Annotated in this window: 16 protein-coding genes and 2 tRNA genes; 12 read left to right on the forward strand and 6 right to left on the reverse strand. The window is 38.6% G+C overall.

What is annotated here, in order from left to right; translation table 11 throughout:
- Positions 1–49 precede the first annotated feature (49 nt).
- The 3 genes from BM361_RS16140 to mutS all read right to left on the reverse strand — a co-directional run bounded on the left by BM361_RS16140 (position 50) and on the right by mutS (position 2949).
- Positions 50–135: transfer RNA gene (locus BM361_RS16140), tRNA-Leu, on the reverse strand.
- Positions 136–179: 44 nt separating this feature from the next.
- Positions 180–252: transfer RNA gene (locus BM361_RS16145), tRNA-Gly, on the reverse strand.
- 117 nt (positions 253–369) lie between these two features.
- A complete protein-coding gene (gene mutS / locus BM361_RS16150; protein WP_074980182.1) occupies positions 370–2949 on the reverse strand; it encodes a DNA mismatch repair protein MutS in 2580 nt (859 codons plus the stop codon).
- A 190-nt stretch (positions 2950–3139) separates the two neighbouring features.
- Between mutS and BM361_RS16155 the strand changes: the two genes are divergently transcribed.
- Entirely contained in the window at positions 3140–3670 is a 531-nt protein-coding gene (locus BM361_RS16155) for an RNA methyltransferase (RefSeq protein ID WP_038266661.1), read from the forward strand.
- A gap of 135 nt (positions 3671–3805) precedes the next feature.
- On the opposite strand, the gene folK is transcribed toward BM361_RS16155, so the two are convergent.
- Positions 3806–4942 carry a 2-amino-4-hydroxy-6-hydroxymethyldihydropteridine diphosphokinase gene (folK, locus tag BM361_RS16160; RefSeq protein ID WP_074980151.1) on the reverse strand — a complete coding sequence of 379 codons (1137 nt, stop codon included), beginning with the start codon at positions 4940–4942 and terminating at the stop codon, positions 3806–3808.
- 189 nt (positions 4943–5131) lie between these two features.
- Between folK and sppA the strand changes: the two genes are divergently transcribed.
- The 3 genes from sppA to BM361_RS16175 all read left to right on the forward strand — a co-directional run bounded on the left by sppA (position 5132) and on the right by BM361_RS16175 (position 10340).
- Entirely contained in the window at positions 5132–6886 is a 1755-nt protein-coding gene (gene sppA / locus BM361_RS16165; RefSeq protein WP_074980153.1) for a signal peptide peptidase SppA, read from the forward strand.
- A gap of 3 nt (positions 6887–6889) precedes the next feature.
- Positions 6890–7597, forward strand: coding sequence for a queuosine precursor transporter (locus BM361_RS16170; RefSeq protein WP_074980154.1), 708 nt, complete (start codon positions 6890–6892; stop codon positions 7595–7597).
- Between the two features lie 94 nt (positions 7598–7691).
- On the forward strand, positions 7692–10340 hold the full coding sequence (locus BM361_RS16175) for an AsmA-like C-terminal region-containing protein (protein ID WP_074980156.1): 2649 nt from the start codon (positions 7692–7694) through the stop codon (positions 10338–10340).
- On the opposite strand, the gene BM361_RS16180 is transcribed toward BM361_RS16175, so the two are convergent.
- Both BM361_RS16180 and BM361_RS16185 read right to left on the reverse strand, forming a co-directional pair.
- Positions 10337–11053 carry a LytR/AlgR family response regulator transcription factor gene (locus BM361_RS16180; RefSeq protein ID WP_038266651.1) on the reverse strand — a complete coding sequence of 239 codons (717 nt, stop codon included), beginning with the start codon at positions 11051–11053 and terminating at the stop codon, positions 10337–10339. The two genes, BM361_RS16175 and BM361_RS16180, sit on opposite strands and share 4 nt — an antisense overlap.
- Positions 11050–12129 (reverse strand): sensor histidine kinase, encoded by a 1080-nt coding sequence (locus tag BM361_RS16185; RefSeq protein ID WP_038266647.1) that lies wholly within the window; start codon positions 12127–12129, stop codon positions 11050–11052. The genes BM361_RS16180 and BM361_RS16185 overlap by 4 nt, the downstream gene beginning before the upstream one ends.
- A gap of 143 nt (positions 12130–12272) precedes the next feature.
- Here BM361_RS16185 and BM361_RS16190 point away from each other — a divergent pair, with 143 nt between their 5' ends.
- The 8 genes from BM361_RS16190 (at position 12273) to BM361_RS16225 (ending at position 24153) form a co-directional block, all read left to right on the forward strand.
- On the forward strand, positions 12273–14531 hold the full coding sequence (locus BM361_RS16190) for a GH92 family glycosyl hydrolase (RefSeq protein ID WP_074980157.1): 2259 nt from the start codon (positions 12273–12275) through the stop codon (positions 14529–14531).
- A gap of 8 nt (positions 14532–14539) precedes the next feature.
- Positions 14540–16417 (forward strand): sodium:solute symporter family protein, encoded by a 1878-nt coding sequence (locus BM361_RS16195; RefSeq protein WP_074980159.1) that lies wholly within the window; start codon positions 14540–14542, stop codon positions 16415–16417.
- 5 nt (positions 16418–16422) lie between these two features.
- Positions 16423–17388 (forward strand): glycoside hydrolase family 130 protein, encoded by a 966-nt coding sequence (locus BM361_RS16200; RefSeq protein WP_038266641.1) that lies wholly within the window; start codon positions 16423–16425, stop codon positions 17386–17388.
- A 1-nt stretch (position 17389) separates the two neighbouring features.
- Entirely contained in the window at positions 17390–18487 is a 1098-nt protein-coding gene (locus BM361_RS16205) for a carbohydrate-binding family 9-like protein (protein WP_083425987.1), read from the forward strand.
- Positions 18488–18580: 93 nt separating this feature from the next.
- Complete coding sequence (locus BM361_RS16210) at positions 18581–19747, forward strand: glycoside hydrolase family 18 protein (RefSeq protein WP_074980160.1); 1167 nt, start codon at positions 18581–18583, stop codon at positions 19745–19747.
- A gap of 27 nt (positions 19748–19774) precedes the next feature.
- Complete coding sequence (locus BM361_RS16215; RefSeq protein WP_074980162.1) at positions 19775–20884, forward strand: glycoside hydrolase family protein; 1110 nt, start codon at positions 19775–19777, stop codon at positions 20882–20884.
- A gap of 13 nt (positions 20885–20897) precedes the next feature.
- Positions 20898–23147, forward strand: a complete 2250-nt coding sequence (locus tag BM361_RS16220) for a GH92 family glycosyl hydrolase (RefSeq protein ID WP_074980163.1) — start codon at positions 20898–20900, stop codon at positions 23145–23147.
- 1 nt (position 23148) lies between these two features.
- The gene (locus BM361_RS16225) at positions 23149–24153 is read left to right on the forward strand and encodes a glycosylasparaginase (RefSeq protein ID WP_038266634.1); all 1005 of its coding nucleotides are present in this window, start codon (positions 23149–23151) and stop codon (positions 24151–24153) included.
- Positions 24154–24238: the final 85 nt, after the last annotated feature.

Below are 24238 nucleotides of genomic sequence, written 5' to 3' on the forward strand. Positions count from 1 at the left end.
GCTTAAAACAAAAAAGGTCAAGACTTTCGTCCTGACCTTTATTGATCTGTACTCGAGGCGGGACTTGAACCCGCACGAACATTACTGTTCATTGGATTTTAAGTCCAACGTGTCTACCAATTCCACCACTCGAGCCGCTGTTGGCATAAAAAAAGCGCTGTTCAATCAGCGCGCATTCGAGCGAAAAACGGGGTTCGAACCCGCGACCTCAACCTTGGCAAGGTTGCGCTCTACCAGCTGAGCTATTTTCGCCTTTCTTAATGAACGTGTGCAATTCGTTATTGCGGATGCAAATTTAAAACATTTCTTCTAATTCCAAAGGATTTTCGATAAAAAAAGAAATTAATTTTATAACCTATTGATTTTCAATTATGCCTTTTTCTTTTTAATGAGCATTCTTTTTATTTCATTAAGTTTCATCAAGGCTTCAACAGGAGTCAGGGTGTCAATATCCGTATGAATAATCTCTTCTTTGATCTCTTCTAAAAGCGGATCATCAAGGTTAAAAAAGCTTAGTTGCATTTCATCATCCTGAGCCTCTTTCAGGTTTTCTGTAAGCTCGTCACTGCTATGCGACTTTTCAAGCTTTTTAAGGATCTTATTGGCGCGATGGATAACCTGTTGTGGCATTCCGGCCATCTTGGCTACATGGATCCCGAAACTGTGCTCACTGCCGCCTTTTACAAGTTTTCTGAGAAAAAGCACATTATCCTTTAGCTCTTTAACCGAAACATTGTAATTTTTAATACGTTTAAAGGTTTCGGTCATTTCATTGAGCTCGTGGTAATGTGTAGCAAAAAGGGTTTTAGCCTTGGCCGGGTGCTCGTGTAAATACTCAGAAATGGCCCAGGCAATGGAAATACCATCATAGGTGCTGGTTCCTCTTCCGATTTCGTCTAACAGTACCAGGCTTCGATCTGAAATGTTGTTTAATATCGAGGCGGTTTCGTTCATCTCCACCATAAAGGTAGATTCACCCATAGAAATATTATCGCTCGCTCCGACACGGGTAAATATCTTGTCAATAAGTCCTATTTCAGCAGCATCAGCCGGTACGTAACTTCCCATTTGAGCCAATAGCACAATCAGGGCTGTTTGTCTTAAGATAGCCGATTTACCACTCATATTCGGTCCGGTGATCATGATGATCTGCTGCTCCTCCCGGCTTAAGGTAACGTCGTTGGCAATATAAGGTTCGCCAATAGGTAGTTGTTTTTCTATAACCGGATGGCGACCATTTTTAATGTGGAGGTCGAAGGATTCAGTAATTTCCGGTCGTACATATTTATGATCCCTGGCGAGTTGTGAAAACCCACATAAACAATCGAGTTGCCCAATAAGAGCCGCATTGCGCTGTACCGGTTCGATATACTCATACATCCAGACAACCAATTGGGTGAATAATTGCTGCTCTAATTGTAATATCTTTTCTTCAGCACCTAATATCTTCGCTTCGTATTCTTTGAGTTCTTCTGTGATATATCGCTCTGCATTTACCAGGGTTTGCTTTCTTATCCATTCCTCCGGTACTTTGTCTTTGTGCGTATTGCGCACTTCTATGTAATACCCAAATACATTGTTGGAAGCTATTTTAAGGGAAGGAATCCCGGTACGCTCGGTTTCACGTGCCAGCATCTTATCGAGATAGTCCTTGCCTGAAAAAGCGAGGCCACGCAATTCGTCCAGATCCTTAGAGTATCCTTCTGCAATTACAGCCCCTTTATTTACGTGAATAGGAGCCTCTTCATGAAGCATTTCCTTGATCTTGGCTCTCAAGTGCTCGCATAGGTGAAACGCATCACCCATCGCTTTTAAGGAGTCGTTCTCGCTCTGTTCTGCAAGTGCCTTGATTGGGACGATAGCCTCTAAAGAGTTTTTAAGGAATATTACCTCACGCGGATTGATCTTTCCGGTAGCAACTTTAGAGATGAGCCTTTCAATATCACTGATCTGTTTAATGTAAGCTTGTATTTTTTGAAGCTTATCCTCATGTTGCAATAAATACTCAACTACCTCATGTCGCTGTTTTATGCGATCGATGTTTTTTAAGGGTAATGCCAGCCATCGTTTAAGCGTACGTCCGCCCATCGGAGAAATAGTCTTGTCGATAATGTCGATAAGCGTAACCGCGTTGCTGGCAGTCGACTGGTAAAGCTCCAGATTTCTGATCGTAAAACGATCCATCCAGACGTGTTCTTCTGCGGCAATTCGGTTAATGGCCGTTATATGTTGTAATTGGTGGTGCTGCGTTTCCGATAAATAGTGTAAAACGGCTCCACTGGCTATAATACCTTCGTGTAAATGGTCGATACCAAAACCCTTTAAAGAAGCGGTTTTAAAATGCTTATTCAGGGTCTCGTGAGCGTAATCCTCCTGAAAGATCCAATCTTCCTGAAAATAGGTATGGTGCTCATTACCAAACAGGGCATAAAAGTCTTGTTTGTGTTTTTTAGAAACGAGAATCTCACTAGGGTTGAAATTCTGTAAAAGTTTATCTATGTGCTCGTCATTTCCCTGGGCAGTCAGGTACTCGCCGGTAGAAACATCGAGAAAGGCAATCCCTAATTGTTTTTTAGTAAAGTGGATCGCACATAAGAAGTTGTTGGATTTTGCCGTTAGAATATCATCATTAAGAGCTACGCCCGGAGTAACTAACTCGGTAACACCTCTCTTTACAATGGTTTTGGTTTGTTTCGGGTCTTCCAGTTGATCACAAATAGCTACCCTGCAACCCGATTTCACCAATTTTGGTAAATAGGTGTTCAGGGAGTGATGAGGAAAACCGGCAAGTTCCGTTTTATCACCGCCATTGTTACGATGGGTTAAAACGATTCCCAGAATTTTAGCTGCACGTACTGCATCATCTCCAAATGTTTCATAAAAATCACCAACCCTGAAAAGTAATAAGGCATCGGGGTACTTTGCCTTAATTTGGTTGTATTGCTTCATTAACGGTGTTTCCTTCTTGCTCTTAGATGCTGCCAATGTTCTTCGTTTTTATTCTAAAAGCGAAGGTAAAGGTTTTCATATTTTAATGCCACTAATCTTATCATCTCTTATAAACAGCTTTTGTTGATTTCCTTTTGGGATTATATGGTTAATCAAGGAATGCATCTTATTTTTGCCTAAAATTGATTATATGCGAAAGCTTAGAAATAGTGAGTTAGAGCGATTGAATGTTGAAGCGTTTAAGGAAGTGAAGAAGACACCTTTAATCGTTATTTTAGATAACATAAGAAGTCTGAATAATATCGGTTCGGTGTTTCGTACTTCTGATGCTTTTTTAATAGAAAAGATTTATTTGTGTGGTATCACGGCATGTCCACCCCATAAGGATATCCAGAAAACTGCCCTTGGAGCCACTGAGAGTGTTGTTTGGGAATATGAAGAGGATACATTAGAATTAGTTAAACGCTTACAGGAGGATGGCGTTAAAGTGCTTTCTGTGGAGCAGGCTGAAAATGCCACCATGTTAAATGATTTTAAGGTCGATTCAGATCAAAAATATGCTGTGGTTTTTGGTAATGAAGTAAAAGGGGTGTCACAAAAAGTGGTGTCGGCCTCAGATAACGTTATTGAAATTCCACAATACGGAACCAAGCATTCACTGAATATAGCCGTAAGTGCCGGCGTAGTGATATGGGATTTATTTTGCAAGCTATCTAAATAAAGAAAAGGAGCCTTTTGGGCTCCTCCTCAGTCAATATATTAAGTAAAGTTAGCTAGTTTTCTCTTCAATTCGGGGTCTAAATAATAAAACCTTTCGCAAAAATGCAAAAAAAATGTTAAGAATTTTTCTTAAAAATTAACGCTCGTTGTAGAAATCATGTATTTGGTCGACAATGAGGTGGTAGTCATCTTCCCGTTTTACGAAGTCCATTTCTGATACATCAATGACCAATGAATTTAAAGTTTCGTGTGTTTTTATATAATCGAGATAGGCCCTGTTGATAGACTCCAGGTATTCAGGTGCAATTTTTTGCTCGTAGTTTCTTCCTCTTTTTTTTATGTTCTCTAACAGGCGATCCGTATTCTGATAGAGGTATACATACACATCAGGCTTTATAACCTCTTTGTACATGAAGTTGAAGATTTTGCGATATAAGGTAAATTCATCTGCATGCAGGGTTACTTTGGCAAAAACCAGTGATTTGAAAATATCATAATCACTTACCATAAAGTCCTTGAACAAATCAAACTGAGAGGTGTCGTCAGTGAACTGTTGATAGCGATCTGCTAAAAACGACATTTCCAACGAAAACGCATAGCGCTGCATGTCATTATAGAACTTTGGTAAAAAGGGGTTGTCTGCAAATCGCTCCAGGATAAGTTTTCCATTAAAATCATCTGCAATTTTAGTGGCCAGGGTTGTTTTTCCGGCACCAATATTACCCTCTATAGCAAGGAGTTTGAATTTAGAAAAGTCGTTTTTTTTTACTCTCAACGTTTTTGGATACGTTACTAAAGCGCTATCATCTTTACAGTTTTGAAGTAGTTCGGTAACGCTTTTGTTTAATTTGGGGTGGATTTTATCGGGAGCGATATCTGCTAAAGGTAACAATACAAATTTCCGAAGCTCCAGGAAAGGGTGCGGAACTTTTAATATGCTGGTGTCGATTATTTCATCTTCGTAAAAAATAATGTCGATATCAATCGTACGGGCTGCATAACCTTTTTGATCAGAACGAACTCTGCCGAGGCTTTCCTCGATTTTAAGCATTACTTTTAACAACTCCTCAGGGTTTAAGGTGGTGTCAATAGCGAGGCACGCATTTAGAAAATCATCGCTTTCAAATCCCCATGCCGGACTGGTGTATATTTTTGAACTGGCAACAACATGGCCCGCTTGCAGGTTTAAACGATCTACCGTTTTCTGCAGGTTTTCATACTTCTCGCCCTGATTGCTCCCTATGGATAAATATGCGCGTTTAAATTTCTTCATAATCAAATGGCAAAGTAAACAAAAGAAATCAACAAAGTTTTATCTTTGTTTTTATTGTTGATAAGTTTTAGCGGGTGAGGGTAGGTTGTAAATCTACAGTAGAAACTGTAACAATCACCTCGGTTTTAAGACTAAATAAGTAGAATAGCATGAACCTCAATTAAGGGGTTTTTAAAAAAAAAGATTGCAATGAAATTTCTTCGAAATTTATTAGCCTCTATACTGGGAACTCTGGTAGCACTGGGGATTATTTTTATGGTGTTTTTAATTTTTATCGCTTTTGCAGGAAATCAGGAAGCCATTATTCCGGTTAAGGATAATTCAGTATTACAAATCAGCCTTTCACAGCCATTAAAAGATTATGGTGGCAAATACAATTTTGTTGATTTTGAATACAAATTTGAAAATTATGACGGCTTGAATAATGTTATTGATGCTATTCATTTTGCCAAAGAGGATGATAAGATTAAAGGGGTTAGTATCTATAGTAAGGTATTTATGGGAGGCACCGCTCAGGCTAAAGCCATTCGTGATGCCTTGGCTGATTTTAAAGAATCAGGAAAGTTTGTGTATGCTTACGGAGATTTCTATACGCAGAAAGATTATTATTTAGCCTCGGTGGCTGATTCGGTATTCCTGAATCCTGTTGGTGAGATGGATTTCAGAGGCTTATCTTCTGAAGTATTGTTCTTTAAGGATATTCAGGAAAAATCGGGAGTTAAGATGGAGGTGATCCGTCATGGGAAATACAAGAGTGCAGTGGAGCCATTCCTGGCAGACGAAATGAGCGAAGCAAACAGAGAACAGATATCAGAATTACTAGGCTCTGTATGGTCTTCTGTGAAGTCTGATATTGCATCGAGCAGGGGGATTTCTGTAGCGCAATTAGATGCATTTGCTGATGAATTGGCGGCCCGAACTCCACAAATGGCACTTGATAATGGCTTTGTGGATGCATTGATGTATCATAGTGATTACGAGGTGATGTTGAAAAGAGCTATAGGAGGTAATGTGCTCGATGATGTGGAATATGTTTCAGTAGCCGAATATGCAGAACATGCGTCTAAAAAGAAAAAGTCTTTTGGTAAAGATAAAATAGCTGTGATCTATGCTCAAGGAGAAATAGGCTATGGAAAGGGCGACGACAATATTATTGGACAGGGTATCATGATCGAGGCTTTAAAAGAGGCGAGAGAGAATGAAAAAGTAAAGGCTATCGTACTTCGCGTAGACTCTCCGGGTGGAAGCGCCTTGGCTTCCGATATCATATGGAATGAAATAGAATTGACAAAAGCGGTTAAGCCGGTGGTGGTTTCCATGGGGAACTTAGCGGCTTCAGGGGGGTATTATATTGCAGCTGGAGGGCAACGGATATTCGCCGAACCTTCTACTATTACAGGTTCAATTGGCGTATTTGGGGTGGTACCAAATGTCCATGAACTCGCCGAAAGATGGGGTATAAATGCAGAGCAGGTAAATACCAATAAGCAGTCGACAATGTACAGTCTTTTTGAACCAATGACCGAAGATTTTAAAAAGGTTACCACAGAAGGTATAGAGCAGGTATATCAGACTTTTTTGGAAAGGGTAGCCGAGGGTAGAAATATGGAGGTGAGTGAAGTTGATCGCATTGCCCAGGGTAGAGTATGGAGTGGTTCGGAGGCCCTGGAGATAGGATTGGTGGATGAAATCGGAGGACTGGATGATGCTGTGGCCTATGCTGCTGAATTAGTAGAGGTTAGTGATTATGCTGTACGCAACTATCCGGAATATGAAATTAACCTCGATAAAGTATTTGCGCGATTTGGCCTGGCGCAATCCAAAGAAGATATAATTAAAGAAGAAATAGGGGCAGAGGCCTATCAGGTGTATAAGAAGTTAAAAATGATGCTTCAACAGAAAGGAATTCAGGCGCGTATTCCTTTTGAAATGTATATTCAGTAGTTGATGACGCAAAAAGATAAAAAGCTTGCCTTTAAAGTGTATCTCTATTTAGGGGCATTGTTTATAACAGCCCTGGTTGTTTCGAATCTGATATTTCAGAAGTTTTTCTATTGGAATCCTTTTGGTGAAGTGGAGATCTTTGGAGCTCCGCTTTTTGAGATTTCAGTGGGGATACTCCCTTATCCGATAACCTTTTTGATTACGGACCTTATCTCTGAAATTTATGGCAGGAAAAAGGCAAACCAGGTAGTGGTTGCAGGAATATTTGCTTCCTTCTTTTCTATGGGGATAGTGTTGTTAGGTAATATAGTGCCCGCCATAGAGAATTCTCCAGTAAATGATATTTTGTATTCGAAGGTATTTGCGCTTTCTCCAATAGCTGTATTGGCTTCAATGTTGGCATATTTGCTTGCGCAATTTGTAGATATTCGTATTTATCATTTGTGGAAAGATTATACAAACGGTCGGCACTTATGGTTGAGAAACAACTTTTCAACTTTTAGTTCTCAATTTATAGATACCTTTACGGTAGTTTCTTTACTGTGTTTATTTCAGGTACTTCCCTGGAGTATGTTTTACGGGTTGTTGGTTAGTGGGTTTGTTTTTAAGATAATGGTAGCCGCTATCGACACCCCTTTTCTGTATTTATTCGTATATATCTTTAGACGCCGCTTTAAATTGAAAGTCGGTGAAGAGATAGTGTTGTATTAAGCGGTTCCGCTTATATAGAATGCTAATGTTTTAAACTTTTATTAAATCTGTGGTTAGGCCTCGGATATTAGTGTAATTTGGGTATTTTAGCGATATGAAAGCAAAGAAAATTCTTAAGATTATAGTTGTACTATTGTTGGTTTTAGTAGGTGTTTTAATAGCAGTTCCTTTTGTTTTTGAAGGGAAAATAAAAACCCTGGTAAAAGAGTCCGTTAATAAAAATCTAAATGCAAAATTCGATTTTTCGGATGTTGATCTCAGTTTTTTTAAGAGCTTTCCGCAAGCTACTGTCACTATAGAAGATATGAGCCTGGTGAATTTTAAGCCATTTGAAGGGGATACACTTCTGGTCGCTAAGACCGTATCGGTTTCCATGTCTGTCAAAGAGCTTTTTAAAGACAAATCAGAACCAATGGTGATCAATAGTTTCGTTATTGATGAAGCTAAAGTTAATGTGTTGGTCAATAAAGATGGGAAGGCAAATTATGATATTGCCAAAGCTGATGCTTCTGAAAAAAGTGAAACACCTAATGATGCTCAGGAGGGCTTTAGCTTGTCTTTGGAGTCTTATAGTATCAATTCAACTACAATTGGCTATACTGATGAAGGTTCTGAAATGCAGTTATTGATTGATGGTTTGAACCATGCCGGAAGTGGAGATCTGTCCGCTGAGGAAGCTAAGTTTGATACCGACACCGAAGCATTGGTGTCTTTTGAGATGGATAGCGTGCGGTATTTAAATAAGAACAGTTTAAAACTTGATGCCCTTATTGGTGTCGATTTAAAGAATAATAAATATACTTTCCTGGAGAATAAGGCACTCATTAACCAGTTGCCTTTAGTTTTTGATGGATATGTGAAGTTGAATGATGATAATCAGGAGGTGGATGTTACTTTTAAAACCCCATCATCTGATTTTAAAAACTTTCTGGCTGTGATTCCTGAGGTGTATTCCAAAAACATAGGGCAAGTTGAAACAAAAGGTAATTTCGAGGTTGATGGTTTTTTTAAGGGAATCGTCGATGCTACTCATATTCCAGCCTTTAATATACAGGTAGTTTCCAACGACGCTTCGTTTAAATATCCAGACCTTCCAAAGTCGGTTCAGGACATAAATTTAAAAACGACTGTAGCTAATAAATCAGGTTTGGTAAAGGATACCTATGTAGCTATAGAACAGTTGTCGTTTAGAATAGATGAAGATCGATTTAGCGCACAATCTTTTATTAGCAATTTAACAGAGAATCCAATGGTGAAGGCCAGTATTAAAGGGCGTTTGAATTTAGCGAACCTGTCTAAAGCTTATCCTGTTGATTTAGAAATGGCATTAAAAGGGATACTTGAGGCTGATATCAAAACTGAATTTGATATGAACTCCATAGAGAGAGAGCAGTATGTGAATACAAAGAATGAAGGCAGATTGAAGTTGTCGGATTTTGAATATACCTCAGATGAGATGAAGCATCCGGTGGCTATTGCTATTGCCGATGTAACCTTTAACCCTAAAACGGTTGCCTTGAATGCTTTTGAAGCAAAAACCGGAAGCACTGATATTCAGGCGAAGGGAACCATAGCTAATTTATTAGGGTTTATGTTTAACAATGAAAATATGAAGGGTGATTTCACCTTAAATTCAAATAATTTTGTGCTCAATGATTTTATGGTTAGTGAGGCAACAGCCGAACAGGAAGAGACTAATGAAGAAAATAGATCAGATGAGCAGGCAGGTGAACAAATTAAGATTCCGTCTTTTTTAGATGCTACTGTTAAGGCGAATGCAAATACTGTTGTTTACGATAATCTGAAGCTTAAAAATGTAACAGGTGTTCTTAGGATAAAGGATCAGAAAGCTATATTAGAAAACGTTTCTTCAGACCTTTTTGGCGGAAAACTTACCTTATCCGGAGATGTTTCAACCAAAACTGAAACTCCGCAGTTTAATATGAGTTTAGGAATGAGTGCCTTTGATATCGCCGAATCGTTCAATGGGTTAGATTTATTTAAAGCGCTAACGCCAATTGCCGGTGCTTTACAAGGGAAAATGAACTCCAACATAACCATAGGAGGGAATCTTAATAATGATTTCACGCCAGATTTAGCTTCGGTTAGTGGTGATGCATTAGCAGAGATTTTGGGAAGTACCATCAGTCCAAAGAATTCTCAGGCATTATCGTTATTGGGAGATAAAATTAATTTTATTGATCTTGATAAAATAGATTTAAATCGCTTGAAAACTACCCTTTCTTTTAAAGATGGAATGGTGCAGGTAAAGCCATTTCAGGTAAAGTATCAGGATGTTGCTATCAATGTTTCGGGTTCTCATAGCTTTGATAAAACCATGAGTTATAAAGCGACTTTTGATGTTCCTGCCAAATATTTGGGGAATGATGTTAAAAATGCGCTGGCGAAATTAAACGATGGTGATGCTGAAGAAATCACGGTTCCGGTGACGGCCAATATAGCGGGGACTTTTACCCAGCCAACGGTTTCTACAGATCTTAAACAGGCTACGGCTAATCTGACGCAACAATTAGTGAAGCAGCAACAGGATAAGTTGGTAAATCAGGGCAAGGATGAAATAGAGAATGCCTTGGGTAGTTTGTTAGGGAACAAAAAGGAGAAGGACTCTGTGGCTTCTAAAAAAGATACTGTAGCAGGTAAAAAGGAAGACGATATTAAGAAGGCGGCAGAAAACGCCTTCAAAAGTTTATTTGGGAAGAAGAAAAAAGATACGACGAATTAATCGTTATCCGAGGCCCCGTCTAAAAGGATTCTTTTTACGTCATTTAAATAGCTTCTTCCTATAGTGTATCGAATTCCATCGATCTCCACACTGTTTCCTTCAATGACATCTACTTTGTCTATGGAAATGGTGTAAGAGCGGTGAATTCTTATAAATCTTTCCGATGGAAGGTCTTCAGTAAAGCTCGTAAGGGTTTGATGAACGATGTACTTACTGGTCTTAGTGATTATTTTTATATAGTCTTTAAGGCTTTCTATAGCAAGAATGTCATCCAGGTAAACTTTCTTAAGCTTCTTTTTATCGATCTTTACAAAAATGAAATCTTTTTCAGGGGTTGTCGGTTCTTTTGAGGAAGATTCATTTTCTTTTTGGGCCTTGTTAACGGCCTTTAAAAAGCGGTTAAACGGAATCGGTTTTACAAGGTAATCCAGCACTTCCAGTTCATAACTTTTTACCGCATACTCTTCATGAGCTGTGGTGATTATTATTAAAGGCCCGTTTTGCAGGTTTTGAATAAAATCCAGGCCATTTAGAAGCGGCATATTGATGTCCAGAAAAACAAGATCAACTTCATTTTTTTGAAGGTAATCCATGCTTTCAATAGCACTGTTAAATGTGCATAGTAACTCAAGAGAGTTTATTTGAGATACGTAATTTTTAATCACATTAACCGCCAATGGCTCATCGTCTATAATCACGCATTTTAATTTCATTTCAATTTTATTTTTAATTCCACGACAAACATATCGTTTGCTTCAAATGTTTTTAAATCGTATTCGTCTTTGGTGTAGCCTAATTCCAGACGTTTCTTTACATTATTGATGCCAATTCCACCGCTTTTATCTTTTGGTAGTTTTACAATATTATCTCTTTCTGGCAACGTGTTTTCTACTCTGAAATATAATAAATCCCCAACGATTGAAAAATCAATATTAATGATGACAGTTTGGATGCTTTTATCGGCTCCGTGTTTAAAGCAGTTTTCGATAAACGTTAACAATAACATCGGAGCTATTTTTTTGTCTTCAATATCCCCGGAAATATCCATGTTTATTTTAACAGAATCGCCATAACGAATTCTTTCGAGATCGAGATAATCCTGTATGCACAGGATTTCCTTTTTCAGGCTTTGTTTTCTTCCTTTTGTTTCATATAGCATATAACGCATCAATTGAGAAAGCTTCATGATGGTTTCAGGAGCTTTGTTTGATTTTTCTATGGATAGCGAATAAATATTGTTTAAGGTGTTGAAGAAAAAGTGAGGTGATATTTGCGCTCTTAGAAAACGTAATTCAGATTCCAGTTGAGCTTTCTCCAGCTTAGCAGCTCTTTTGCTTTCCCCAAACCAATCAATAGTAATTTTAATTGCAGTTACAAACGATACTACATAGAATTCTCCAAGCATCATTTGCAAGGCATAATTAAACGTAAAAGTGGTAGTCTCCGGTCCTTCAGGCCACACATTGGTGCTGATTAAAAAATAGGTCAGGTTGAATTTAACCATTACCATAAAAAGGATGGAGAGTAATATAGCTAAGGTGTAACTTACAAATCTTCCTTTGTAAATGAACTTGGGCATTAAGAAATATATATTGAAATAGCACAAGGTCATATGTATAGGAAAGCCTACTAAATTAGCTTTGATCGAATACCAATAGTCATTGTAGTAACTGCCCCAGCGAATGGTGTTAAAAAGAAAGTAAATACTCCAAAAAATAATGTGATGCCTTACTGTTATCCGGTATTCATTGGAAGCATTTAACTTAAGAAATTTGTCAAGTGTTTTCATATAAGTCGCATCAATTTGTCAAGACGATTTTATTTGATGTTTAGCTTTCCAAATATGTTGCTGGTCTAAATTTATTTCTTTCGAGGCTAAAAATATGAATATTTATCACTTATCTGTTAATGATAACTTAACAATTTTACAATATGCTGAAAAATTATACCCTGATATTATTTCTAACGGGAATGTTAGTTGCCTGTAATAAAGACGATAAAAAAGTTGATTCGTTACAGTCTGATGAAAATTTAACATATGTAGACCCTTTTATTGGTACCGGAGGACATGGGCATACCTACCCCGGAGCTACTGTTCCTTTTGGGATGTTGCAGGTTACCCCGGTGAATGGTATTAGTAAGTGGGATTGGTGTTCAGGATACCATTTTTCAGATTCCATAGTTGTAGGTTTTAGTCATCTGGCGCTAAGTGGTACCGGGATTGGCGATTTGAATGATATACTGGTAATGCCGATAAATAAAAAGATAGATTTCTCTAAAGAAATAAAAGGTAGAGATGATCTTCCTTATAAGTCGTCTTATTCACATAAAAATGAAACTGCTTCCCCAGGCTATTATCAGTTATATCTGGAAGATCATAATGTGAATGTTGAGTTAACTACAGCACAAAGAACAGCCATCCATAAGTATACTTTTCAGGAAGGTGATGATCAGTCGGTGATTGTAGATCTTGGATTTGCAATTAACTGGGATAGACCTTTAGCTACTTCTTTGAATATAGAAGATGAATACACAGTGACGGGATATAGACACAGTACCGGTTGGGCAAAGAACCAAAAGGTCTTTTTTGTGATGAAATTCTCAAAACCTATTACCGCTCATGAGTTGTATAAAGATTATGCTGCGATAGATGATAAGATGGTAGCGGATAGTAAAACTGCCGCACAGTTCTTTTTCGACGCAACAAAGGGGACTGAATTAAAAGTTAAAGTTTCGCTTTCATCGGTAAGTGTTGAAAATGCGAAGGACAATATGGAGGGCTATGAAGAAGGCTTCCCGTTTGAGGAAGTGAAAACCAAAGCTGAAAACGTATGGGAAAAAGCCTTGACTAATATTGAGGTGGAAACACCTGTAGACTCTTTAAAAACAATTTTCTATACTGCTCTGTATCATACACAGGTGGCTCCGGTAACTTTTAGTGATGTAAACGGAGAGTTTAGAAAAGAAAATGATTCCATCGATAAGGCAGAAAACTATACAGCTTATTCAACGCTTTCCTTATGGGATACTTTTAGAGCTGAAAATCCACTTCTTACCATAATAGCACCAGAGAAGGTGTCGGATATTATTAATAGTATGTTAGCTTACTACGATACTCGTGGCATACTTCCGGTTTGGACGCTTTATGGAAATGAAACGAATACGATGACAGGGTATCATTCAATCCCGGTTATTACTGATGCGTATTTAAAAGGGTTTAAAGGCTTTGATGCCGAAAAGGCATTCAACGCAATGAAAGAAACCATGATGCAAGATGAAAGAGGACTTAAATATTATAAGGAGTTTGGTTATATACCTTATACCAGTATTGATGAGTCTGTGACTATTACATTAGAATATGCTTATAATGACTGGTGTGTTGCTCAAATGGCAAAGGCGTTGGGTAAACAAGAGGATTATGAATATTTTAAAAATCGTTCGGAAGCCTATACGTATTTGCTCGATGCTGAATCTGGATTTATGAGAGGGAAATCAGAAGACGGTAAGTCATGGAGAGAGCCGTTCGATCCGAAGCATTCTAACCATAGAGAGCATACAGATTATACCGAGGGGAATGCATGGCAACATAGTTGGTTCGTTCCTCACAACGTTGAAAAGTTTATAGAGCTTCATGGAGGGGAAGAGATCTTTACCGAAAGACTGGAGCAGTTGTTTACAGAGAATTCTGAGATTACTGGAGATAATGTTTCTGCAGATATTTCGGGTCTCATAGGACAGTATGCACACGGAAATGAACCAAGTCACCACATTGCGTATCTGTTTAACAGAGCCGGGAAACCTTGGCGAACACAATATTGGGTGAATCATATACTGAATACACAATATAATACGACTCCGAATGGATTGAGTGGTAATGAAGATTGTGGACAGATGTCCGCTTGGTATGTGATGAGTTCAATCGGTTTGTATCCAATGAATCCTGCTTCAACCGAATATGAAATCGGAAGTCCGCTATTCGATAAAGCTACCATAAACCTTCCGGGAGGAAAGTCTTTTGAAATTATTGCTGAAAATGTTTCAGATAAAAATATTTATATACAATCAGCAACCCTCAATGGGGAAGCGTTTAATCAAACTAATATTTCGCATGAGGCGATATTAAAAGGAGGTAAACTTCAATTTGTAATGGGATCGGAACCCAATAAATCTTGGGGGGTTAAAGCTAAATAATACAAGAGATGGATATTATAGATGTTGTAATAATTGCGCTTTATATAGCTTTAACGTTATTTGTTGGCGTATGGGTGTCTAAAAAGGCTTCAAAAGGACTTGACTCATACTTCTTAGGAGGTAATAGTATTAAGTGGTACTATTTGGGCTTGAGTAATGGGTCGGGAATGTTTGATGTTTCCGGGACCGCCTGGATGGTAGGGATACTTTTTCTTTACGGAGTTAAGAGTTTTATGTTTATGTGGATGTGGCCTATCTGGAACCAGATATTCGTAATGGTGTTTTTGGCGGTGTGGATTCGACGATCAAATATCATGACTGGTTCAGAATGGATTCTTACCCGTTTCGGGGATGATAAAGCCGGTAGAGCCTCCCACCTGATAGTAGCTATTTTTGCAATCGTAGCCTCCGTTGGTTTTATTGCATACTTTTTTGAGGGCGTAGGTAAGTTCATGACTGTCATTCTTCCGTGGGATGTTAGTCTTGTTATAGGTGATACGGTCTTGTTAACGGCTGCTCAAAGTTATGCGTTGATCATCATTTTTCTAACGACTATTTATACGATTAAAGGAGGGATGTATTCGGTGGTAGCGACTGAGGTCTTGCAATATCTGATCATGGTATTGGCAGGGATCCTGGTAGCGGTTTATGCTTTTGTTACGATCTCGGATGCTGAATTAACAGCTTTGATTCCTACCGAATGGAAGAATGTTTTCTTCGGAAATGAATTGAATGGATTTTGGGATGGGAAATTGGCAACCTTCAATGATCTCATCGATACCCAGGGATATAAAATGTTCGGTGCCTTTATCGGGATGACACTTTTAAAAGGCTTTTTTGCCAGTGTTGCCGGACCTACACCATCTTACGATATGCAACGTATTCTTTCGACCCGTACGGTAAAAGATGCAGCCTATATGAGCGGATTTACAAACCTTGTGCTGTTTATACCACGCTATCTCCTTATTGCAGGAGTGGTGGTGATAGGATTGGTTTATATAGCGCCTGAAATGGCTGCCTCGGGGAGTGTTACTTCAAACGACCTGGAGATCGTATTGCCTAAAGTAATCAATTTTCATGTGCCTGTAGGAATTAAAGGGTTGTTGTTAGCCGGGTTATTGGCGGCTTTTATGTCGACCTTCTCAGCCTTTGTGAATTCAGGTCCTGCTTATATCGTGAATGATATCTATAAAAAGTATTTTAAGCCTGAAGCATCAGACAGACATTATGTGAAGGCAAGTCACCTCGCATCGTTCTTTGTGGTTACCTTAGGGGTTATTATGGGCTTTTTTGCAGAGTCTATTAATTCAATAACCTTATGGATCACGAGTGCACTATATGGTGGGTATGTTGCGGCAAACTTCCTGAAGTGGGTTTGGTGGCGTTTTAATGGCTGGGGATATTTCTGGGGAATGCTCGCCGGACTTATTATAGCGACCCTTCAGTTTTTAATGGATAACAATAAGGATAATTTTATCGATGGAACCTTATTGTATGAGCTGGCACATATTCCGGCAATCTACCTGTTTCCAATCATTTTTGTAGGTTCATTGCTAGGGTGCTTTTTAGGAACCTATTTAACCCCGGCAACAAATATGAAAACCCTGAAAAGTTTCTATTCGAATGTACGTCCGTGGGGATGGTGGAAGCCTGTTTACAGAGAATTAAAGAATGAAGATAGTACCTTTACCAGTAATAAGAGTTTTGGAATGGATATGCTAAATTGTGCCATTGGTATTGTGTGGCAGTCCAGTATGATATTAATGCCCATATTTTTTATGGTTAGAGATTATCCGAAAGCATTTGTATGGACAGCGGTTTTTGCAGTAACTTCGGGAATCCTCAAATTTACATGGTTAGATAAAGTTAAAAAGTATAAAAATTAAGATTGATGAGTAAATTTCCTTGGCAGGATAGACCTGAAAATAGTAATGACGTATTGTGGCGTTATGATGAGAACCCTATTATAGACAGATACGCTATTCCAACATCGAATAGTATATTTAATAGTGCGGTAGTACCTTTTGAAGATGGATATGCAGGTGTTTTCCGTTGTGATAATAAGGCGGTGCAGATGAATATCTTTGCTGGATTTAGTAAAGATGGGATCAATTGGGATATTAATCACGAACCAATTCAAATGAAGGCTGGTAATACCCAGATGATTGACTCTGATTACAAATATGACCCTCGGGTTACTTTTATAGAAGATCGCTATTGGGTAACATGGTGTAATGGATATCACGGTCCAACGATTGGAATTGCATATACCTTTGACTTTAAAGAGTTTTTTCAATGTGAAAATGCATTCCTTCCATTTAATAGAAATGGAGTTTTGTTTCCTCAGAAAATTAATGGAAAGTATGCGATGTTAAGTCGACCTAGTGATAATGGACATACCCCATTTGGAGATATTTATATCAGCTATAGCCCGGATATGAAATATTGGGGAGAGCATAGATGTGTCATGAAAGTCACTCCTTTTGAAGATAGCGCATGGCAATGTACTAAAATCGGTGCCGGGCCTGTACCAATTTTGACCGATGAGGGTTGGTTGTTGTTCTATCATGGAGTGATCAACACCTGTAATGGATTCAGGTATTCGGTAGGAGCCGCTATTTTAGATGTAAATGAACCGGATAAAGTTAAATACAGAACCCAACCTTATATGTTAGGTCCTGCTGAAATGTATGAAATGGCAGGAGATGTACCAAACGTGGTGTTTCCATGTGCGGCCTTGCATTCGCATGAAGAGAATAAATTAGCCCTTTATTATGGAGCTGCAGATACCGTAACTGCAATGGCTTTTGGCCACCTAACGGAAATAATAGATTTTATCAAAAAGAATAGCTTATAATATGGCACGTCAAAAAAGAAATTTTACACATTTATTAAAGCATTCGATGTTTGTGTTGGCAAGTGGTTTTGTATTGACTGCTTGTGCCCAATCAGCCTCCAAAGCTCCAAGGAGCTATGTAGCCCATAAGACAACTGAAAATATAGTGGTAGATGGGAAAGCAGATGAGGAATCTTGGGAAAAAGCTCCGTGGAGTGATAACTTCATCGATATTGAAGGGGTGAAAACACCCACCTATAAGACCAATATGAAAATGCTTTGGGATGATGAATATTTATATTTCTTTGCCGATTTAGAGGAGCCTCATGTTTGGGGTACGCTAAAACAACGCGACACAGTAATATTTTACAACAACGACTTCGAAATTTTTATTGATCCGGATGGAGATACCCATAACTATATGGAATTCGAAATGAATGCGCTCAATACAATTTGGGATTTATTATTGGTAAAACCTTATCGCGAACATTCACTAGTGCTCGATAGTTGGGATATTCAAGGCATAAAAACGGCGGTACATGTGAACGGTACGCTGAATAATCCAAATGATAAAGATTCTGGATGGAGTGTTGAAATTGCGATGCCATGGAAAGTCCTGACTGAGGCTAATTCGCATGGAAAAATTCCTGAAGATGAATTCTGGAGAATCAACTTTTCGAGGGTAAACTGGGATTTTGAATTGGTAGATGGAAGGTATCAGCGTAAAAAAGATGAAAGCGGAAAGTATTTACCGGAGTATAACTGGGTATGGTCTCCGCAAGGAGTTATTAATATGCACGAACCGGAACACTGGGGTTATGTGTATTTTACTTCCAAAGGAGTAGATGAAAAGGTAACCTTTGAAATACCGGAAGATGAAGCTATTAAATGGCAGTTGTATGCATTGTATAGAAAACAAAAAGCTTTCAAAAATAAAAATGGTAAATGGGCAGCCTCTATGGATGAGCTGGCTCAGGAGCCGATAAAAGTAAAAGGGAAAGAAATTCAGCCTTCTATAGAATTACATGAGCAGGGTTGGAACATCAAAGTGGAAAGTCCTTTTACGAATCAGGTTTTAATCATAAAAGAAGACGGAGATTTTTTAAAAAGTAAAAACTAAAAATTGAATTTGAATGCTGGTGTAGAAAGTTAAATGAGGGTGAAGGAAGGATTCGGTTAGCAGACTTAATTATATTTAGAGAAAAGATTAGAAATGTTACAACCAGTTTTAATAAATAGAATAAATAAGCTGATAAAATCGGGTGTCTTCTTTTTTGTCAGTCTGATGCTCTTTGCTTGTTCAGATACTAAAGGAGAGGAGACGAAGGACAAAAACAACCCTATGAAGGTTATTGGTTATGTAGCGGGTTATGAAGATTTTGATCCGGCACAAGTTGATGTAACCAAATTAACTCATGTTAATTATGCATTTGCAAATATCGTCGATGGCGGTGTGCAATTCGAGCTGGAGACTGATGCTGCGAAAATTGCCAGCTTAATGTCGCTTAAAAAGAATAATCCCGAATTGAAAATACTTTATTCTGTTGGTGGCTGGGTGTGGTCTAATGAATTTTCACATGTTGCAGCTTCAGAAACGGCTAGAAAAAAGTTTGCCAATAGTTGCGTGCAACTTATGAAAAAGCATGGTTTTGACGGGGTGGACCTGGATTGGGAGTATCCTGGTCAGCGTGGTGAGGATAATGCCTTTCGCCCATCAGACAAAGAAAATTTTACCTTGTTACTGCAAACAATTCGTGAAGCTCTAACCGAGCAGGGAGAAAAAGATAATGAACATTACTTGTTGACTATTGCCACAGGCGCAGATCAGGCGTATATAGATCATACCGATTTAGGAAAGGCACAGGAATACCTCGATTTTATCAATATCATGTGTTACGATTTTTATCATGGGTGGCATTACCAAACCGGCCATCATGCCAACTTATACCCTTCAGATAGAGAAAAGTTTGGAGGTAATAGCGCTACAGAAGCTGTTGCAAGACATTTAAAGGCAGGGGTTCCTTCTAATAAGTTAATCATGGGGATTCCTTTTTATGGCAGACAATGGGAAAAGGTGACACCAAAAAACAATGGCCTCTATCAATCGGCCATGTCAACGGGGGTTATTGTATCTTATAAAGACATTGTGGAAAAGCTTAAATCAGGAAAATACAAAAAGCTATACGATGGATCAGCGAAAGCTGCTTACCTGTGGAATGAGGAAGACAGCGTTTTTATTTCCTGGGAAACTCCCAAAGAAGTTGAAATGAAAGCTAAGTATATTAAAGAGAACGGACTTGGAGGCGCTATGTTTTGGGAATATAGCCTGGATAAAGAGCAGGAACTGTTGAATGTGCTTTTTAAAAGTTTGCATAATTGATTGAAGAATTAACTTAAAACTATATAAATGAAAACTAAATATTTACTGTTATTATTAGTCATTTTTGCCTCATGTGGTCAAAAAGAACAAAAAACTGAAGCAGAAGTTGCCGCTGCAATTACTCCGGCTGAGGTGAACGAAAGTTCATTTAAGTATTGGACCTGGATTACAGCGAATGCTAAAAGAACAGACGATTCATTTACCGAAGAATTTAAAAAATACAAAAGCAACGGGATCGATGCCGTTTTAATTAATACCAATACCGATCCTGAATTGTTAGGTCGTTTAACTCCACTTGCTAAAAAGGAAGGTTTAGAAGTTCATGCCTGGATTATGGCAATGAACAGACCTGGAGATACAGTTGCCTTAAAGCATCCTGATTGGTATGCAGTAAGCAGAGATGGAAAATCTTGTCACGATACCCGTCCTTATGTGGATTACTATCAATGGATGTGTCCTACCAGAAAAGAATCAAGAGGACACGTGTTGAGTTTGGTGGAAGGACTTTCTAAAGTAGAAGGAGTTGCGAGTGTACATTTAGATTACATCCGACTACCGGATATCTTTTTGCCGATAGGATTATTGCCAAAATACAACCTCAAGCAAGAAGAGGAATTACCGGAATTTGATTTTTGCTATTGCGATGTTTGTGTGGCTGAATTTGAAAAGATTCACCATAAAAATCCAAGAGATTTCGAAAATCCGGCTATTGATATGGAATGGAAACAATTTCGTTTAAATAAAATTAAAGCTGTTGTTGATGATGCCTATGAAATTGCTCATAATAATGGTAAAATTTTAACAGCAGCGGTATTTCCTTATCCTGAAATGGCAGATCATATGGTTCGTCAGCGTTGGGATAAATGGAATATAGACATGGTACTTCCGATGATCTATAACAACTTTTACAATGAAGAAGTTGATTGGATTGGGTATGCTACCGGTCAGGGAGTAAAAGACCTGGAAGGAAAAGGAGTAGAATTACACACCGGAGTATTTGTGCCAACCATGTCGGCAGATGAAGTAACTGAAGCCATTAAGTTAGCCAAAGAAAATGGAGCAAAAGGAATTTCTTTCTTCGACGGCCCGGCTATTACAGATGAACAATTAGCAGCTATAAAAGCTTCAAAAGAATAACGCATATTATATAATGAACCTAAGGTATATTTACATCGTTTTATTGATTTTGATTGGTTGTAAGGAAAAACAAGAAACAACCGTGATAAAACCTAACCCTAACCTGACAGACTTTGTAAATACCTTTATAGGCACCGATGGGCCGGGAAATACGTATCCCGGTGCTACGGTGCCTTTTGGTATGGTGCAGTTAAGTCCGGATATAGGGATTCCCGGATGGGATCGAATTGCCGGATATTATTATCAGGATTCTATTATTTCAGGCTTTTCTCATATGCACCTTACCGGTACCGGAGCGGGCGATTTGTACGATATTCTTGTAATGCCGACAAACAGCAGGTTTTCTGAAAGAATTAAAGAGAATAATTTTAAGCCGTTCTCTGCCTTCAGTCACGACCGTGAAAGTGCCAGTCCCGGCTATTACACGGTAGATCTTTTAGACTATGGGATTAAAGCAGAATTGACAGCTACCAAACATACCGGAATACATCAATATACTTTTCCTCAGGATGAAAACAGCCAAATCCATATCGATTTGGGCTATGCAATGAATTGGGATCGACCAACCGACACATACATCAAAGTAGTCGATGAGCATACTATTGAAGGCTATAGGAAATCAACCGGTTGGGCCAAAGATCAACGCGTATATTTCGTAATGGAGTTCTCTAAGGATTTTGATTCTTATGAACTCTATAACGATAGTGTAAAGGTCGCCTCACCAACCAAAGGGACTGATACCAGAATTGTGGTTAACTATAGTACCTCGAATGATGAAAAAATAGTAGTAAAGACAGGTGTTTCTTCTGCGAACCTGGAAGGAGCTTATAAATCCATTCAAACCGAAGCCCCTCATTTTAATTTTAATGATTATAAAGAAAAGGCGAGAAATGAGTGGCAAAAAGAATTACAAAAAGTAGTTATTGAAACAGATGATCTGGATGAAAAAACTATTTTTTATACCATGATGTATCAATCAATGTTGGCTCCAACATTGTTGAGTGATCTTAACGGTAATTGTAAAGGCGCTAATGATACCATCATGAAAGCAGAAGGGTTTCAACGGTATGACACGTTCTCACTTTGGGATACCTTCAGAGCCGCACACCCGCTTTATACGATTATTCAGCCGGAAAGAGTTCCGGATTTTATAAAATCACTACTCGCGCATTATAAGGAAACAGGAACACTGCCGGTTTGGTCGATGCAGGGGAATGAAACCAATATGATGATCGGCTACCATGCTGTCCCTGTAATTGTAGATGCCTATTTTAAAGGGTTTAACTTCGATGCTGAATTAGCATATGAAGCCTGTAAAAAAAGTGCAATGGTCGACGAAAGACAGATTGATCAATACAAAGAATTGGGCTATGTTCCTGTCGATGAGCACCACGAGAACTGGTCAGTGTCTAAAACAGTAGAATACGCCTATGACGATTGGTGTATTGCTATGTTTGCAAAAGCCTTAAACAAAGAAGATGATTATCAATATTTCTTAGAGCGTTCGGAGAATTGGAAAAACTTACATGACGATCAGACCACATTCCTAAGGCCAAAAAATAAACTAGGTGATTTTATCACCCCCTTTGTTGCCAAAGATTATTCCCCATATTACTGTGAAAGTAATGCATGGCATTATTACTGGTTCGTGCCACAGGATGTTGAAGGTTTGATACAGAAAACCGGTGGAACGGAGCGATTTAATCAAAAGTTAGATTCGATGTTTACTTACGAACCGGCTCCGGATGATAAATTACCGATCTTTAGTACAGGGATGATCGGTCAGTATGCACATGGGAATGAACCAAGTCACCATGTGGCATATTTATACAACCACATTGGGAAGCCTTCTGAAACTCAAAAGAGGGTAAGGCAGATATTGGAAACACAATATAAGAATGAGCCTGATGGTCATTGTGGAAATGAAGACTGCGGTCAAATGTCTTCCTGGTATATATTCAGTTCACTGGGATTCTATCCTGTCAATCCGGCCCAGGGAGTGTATGCTATAGGGACACCTATGTTTAAAGAGGCAACAATTCAACTGCCGGAAGAAAAGGCATTTACCATAAAGGCCATTAATTTAGATAAAGAACATAAATACGTTAAAAGTATATCGCTTAACGGAAATAAAATAAACAGACTGTATATTACTCATAAGGAAATTATGGATGGCGGATCGTTGATTTTTGAAATGACGGATGTTCCGACAGATGATTCCTTTAAAACAGCTGAGTTACCATTGACTAATAAAATATACTAAGATGATTAACAGGAGAAAATTCATTACAAATGCAGCCTTAAGTACAGCTGCTATTGGAACATTAAGTGCTTGTGTAGATAATGGATATCCGGGTACTGCAAAAAAAGATAATTCACCTAAAAAGGTTAAAAAGCCCGTTATTATTTCAACATGGAACCATGGGATGCCTGCAAATGAAGAGGCCTGGAAAATTCTTGGAAAAGGAGGATCTGCTTTGGATGCTGTGGAGGCAGGTGTTAAAACAGCAGAGGCAAACCCTGATGAGATGAGTGTAGGATATGGAGGTTTACCAGATAGAGAAGGTAAGGTTACCCTTGATGCCTGTATTATGGATCATAATAGCAGAGCAGGATCTGTAGCTTTTCTTCAGGATATCATGCATCCTGTTTCTGTGGCCCGAAAAGTAATGGAAGAGACACCACATGTTATGTTGGTGGGAGAGGGAGCTAAACAATTTGCATTAGAGCAAGGTTTTAAAGAACAGGACCTGCTTACTGAAAAAGCAAAAAAGGCCTATGAGAATTGGTTGAAAAAATCAGAGTATAAGCCGGTTATAAATATTGAAAACCACGATACCATCAGTTCCTTGGCACTCGATGAAAACGGAAATCTTTCCGGAGCTTGTACCACCAGTGGAGCTGCCTGGAAAATGCACGGACGCGTTGGCGATTCACCAATTATCGGAGCCGGATTGTTTTTAGATAATGAAGTTGGTGGTGCTGCAGCGACCGGACTCGGGGAGGCTGTGATTAGAACAGCAGGAAGTGCTATGGTAGTCGAATTGATGCGTCAGGGGAAATCACCGGCGGAAGCGTGTAAGGAGATTGTAGAACGCATTTATAATTTACACCGTAATCAGCCTGAATTTGATTATCTGCAAGTTGGTTTTATAGCACTGAATAAGCATGGGGAATATGGCGGTTATTGCCTGCGTAAAGGGTTCAATTATGCCGTTTATGACAAGGAAGAAGGTAGCCGATTAATAGATGCGGAATTTAAGATCTAAAACTTTACAATCAGGGCTTTAACTGTGTTATTGGTCGAAATATTTTTTACCTTTAACGATATGCAACTATTTTTTACTTAAAATA

This window comes from Zhouia amylolytica, assembly GCF_900116365.1.
Taxonomy (GTDB): domain Bacteria; phylum Bacteroidota; class Bacteroidia; order Flavobacteriales; family Flavobacteriaceae; genus Zhouia; species Zhouia amylolytica.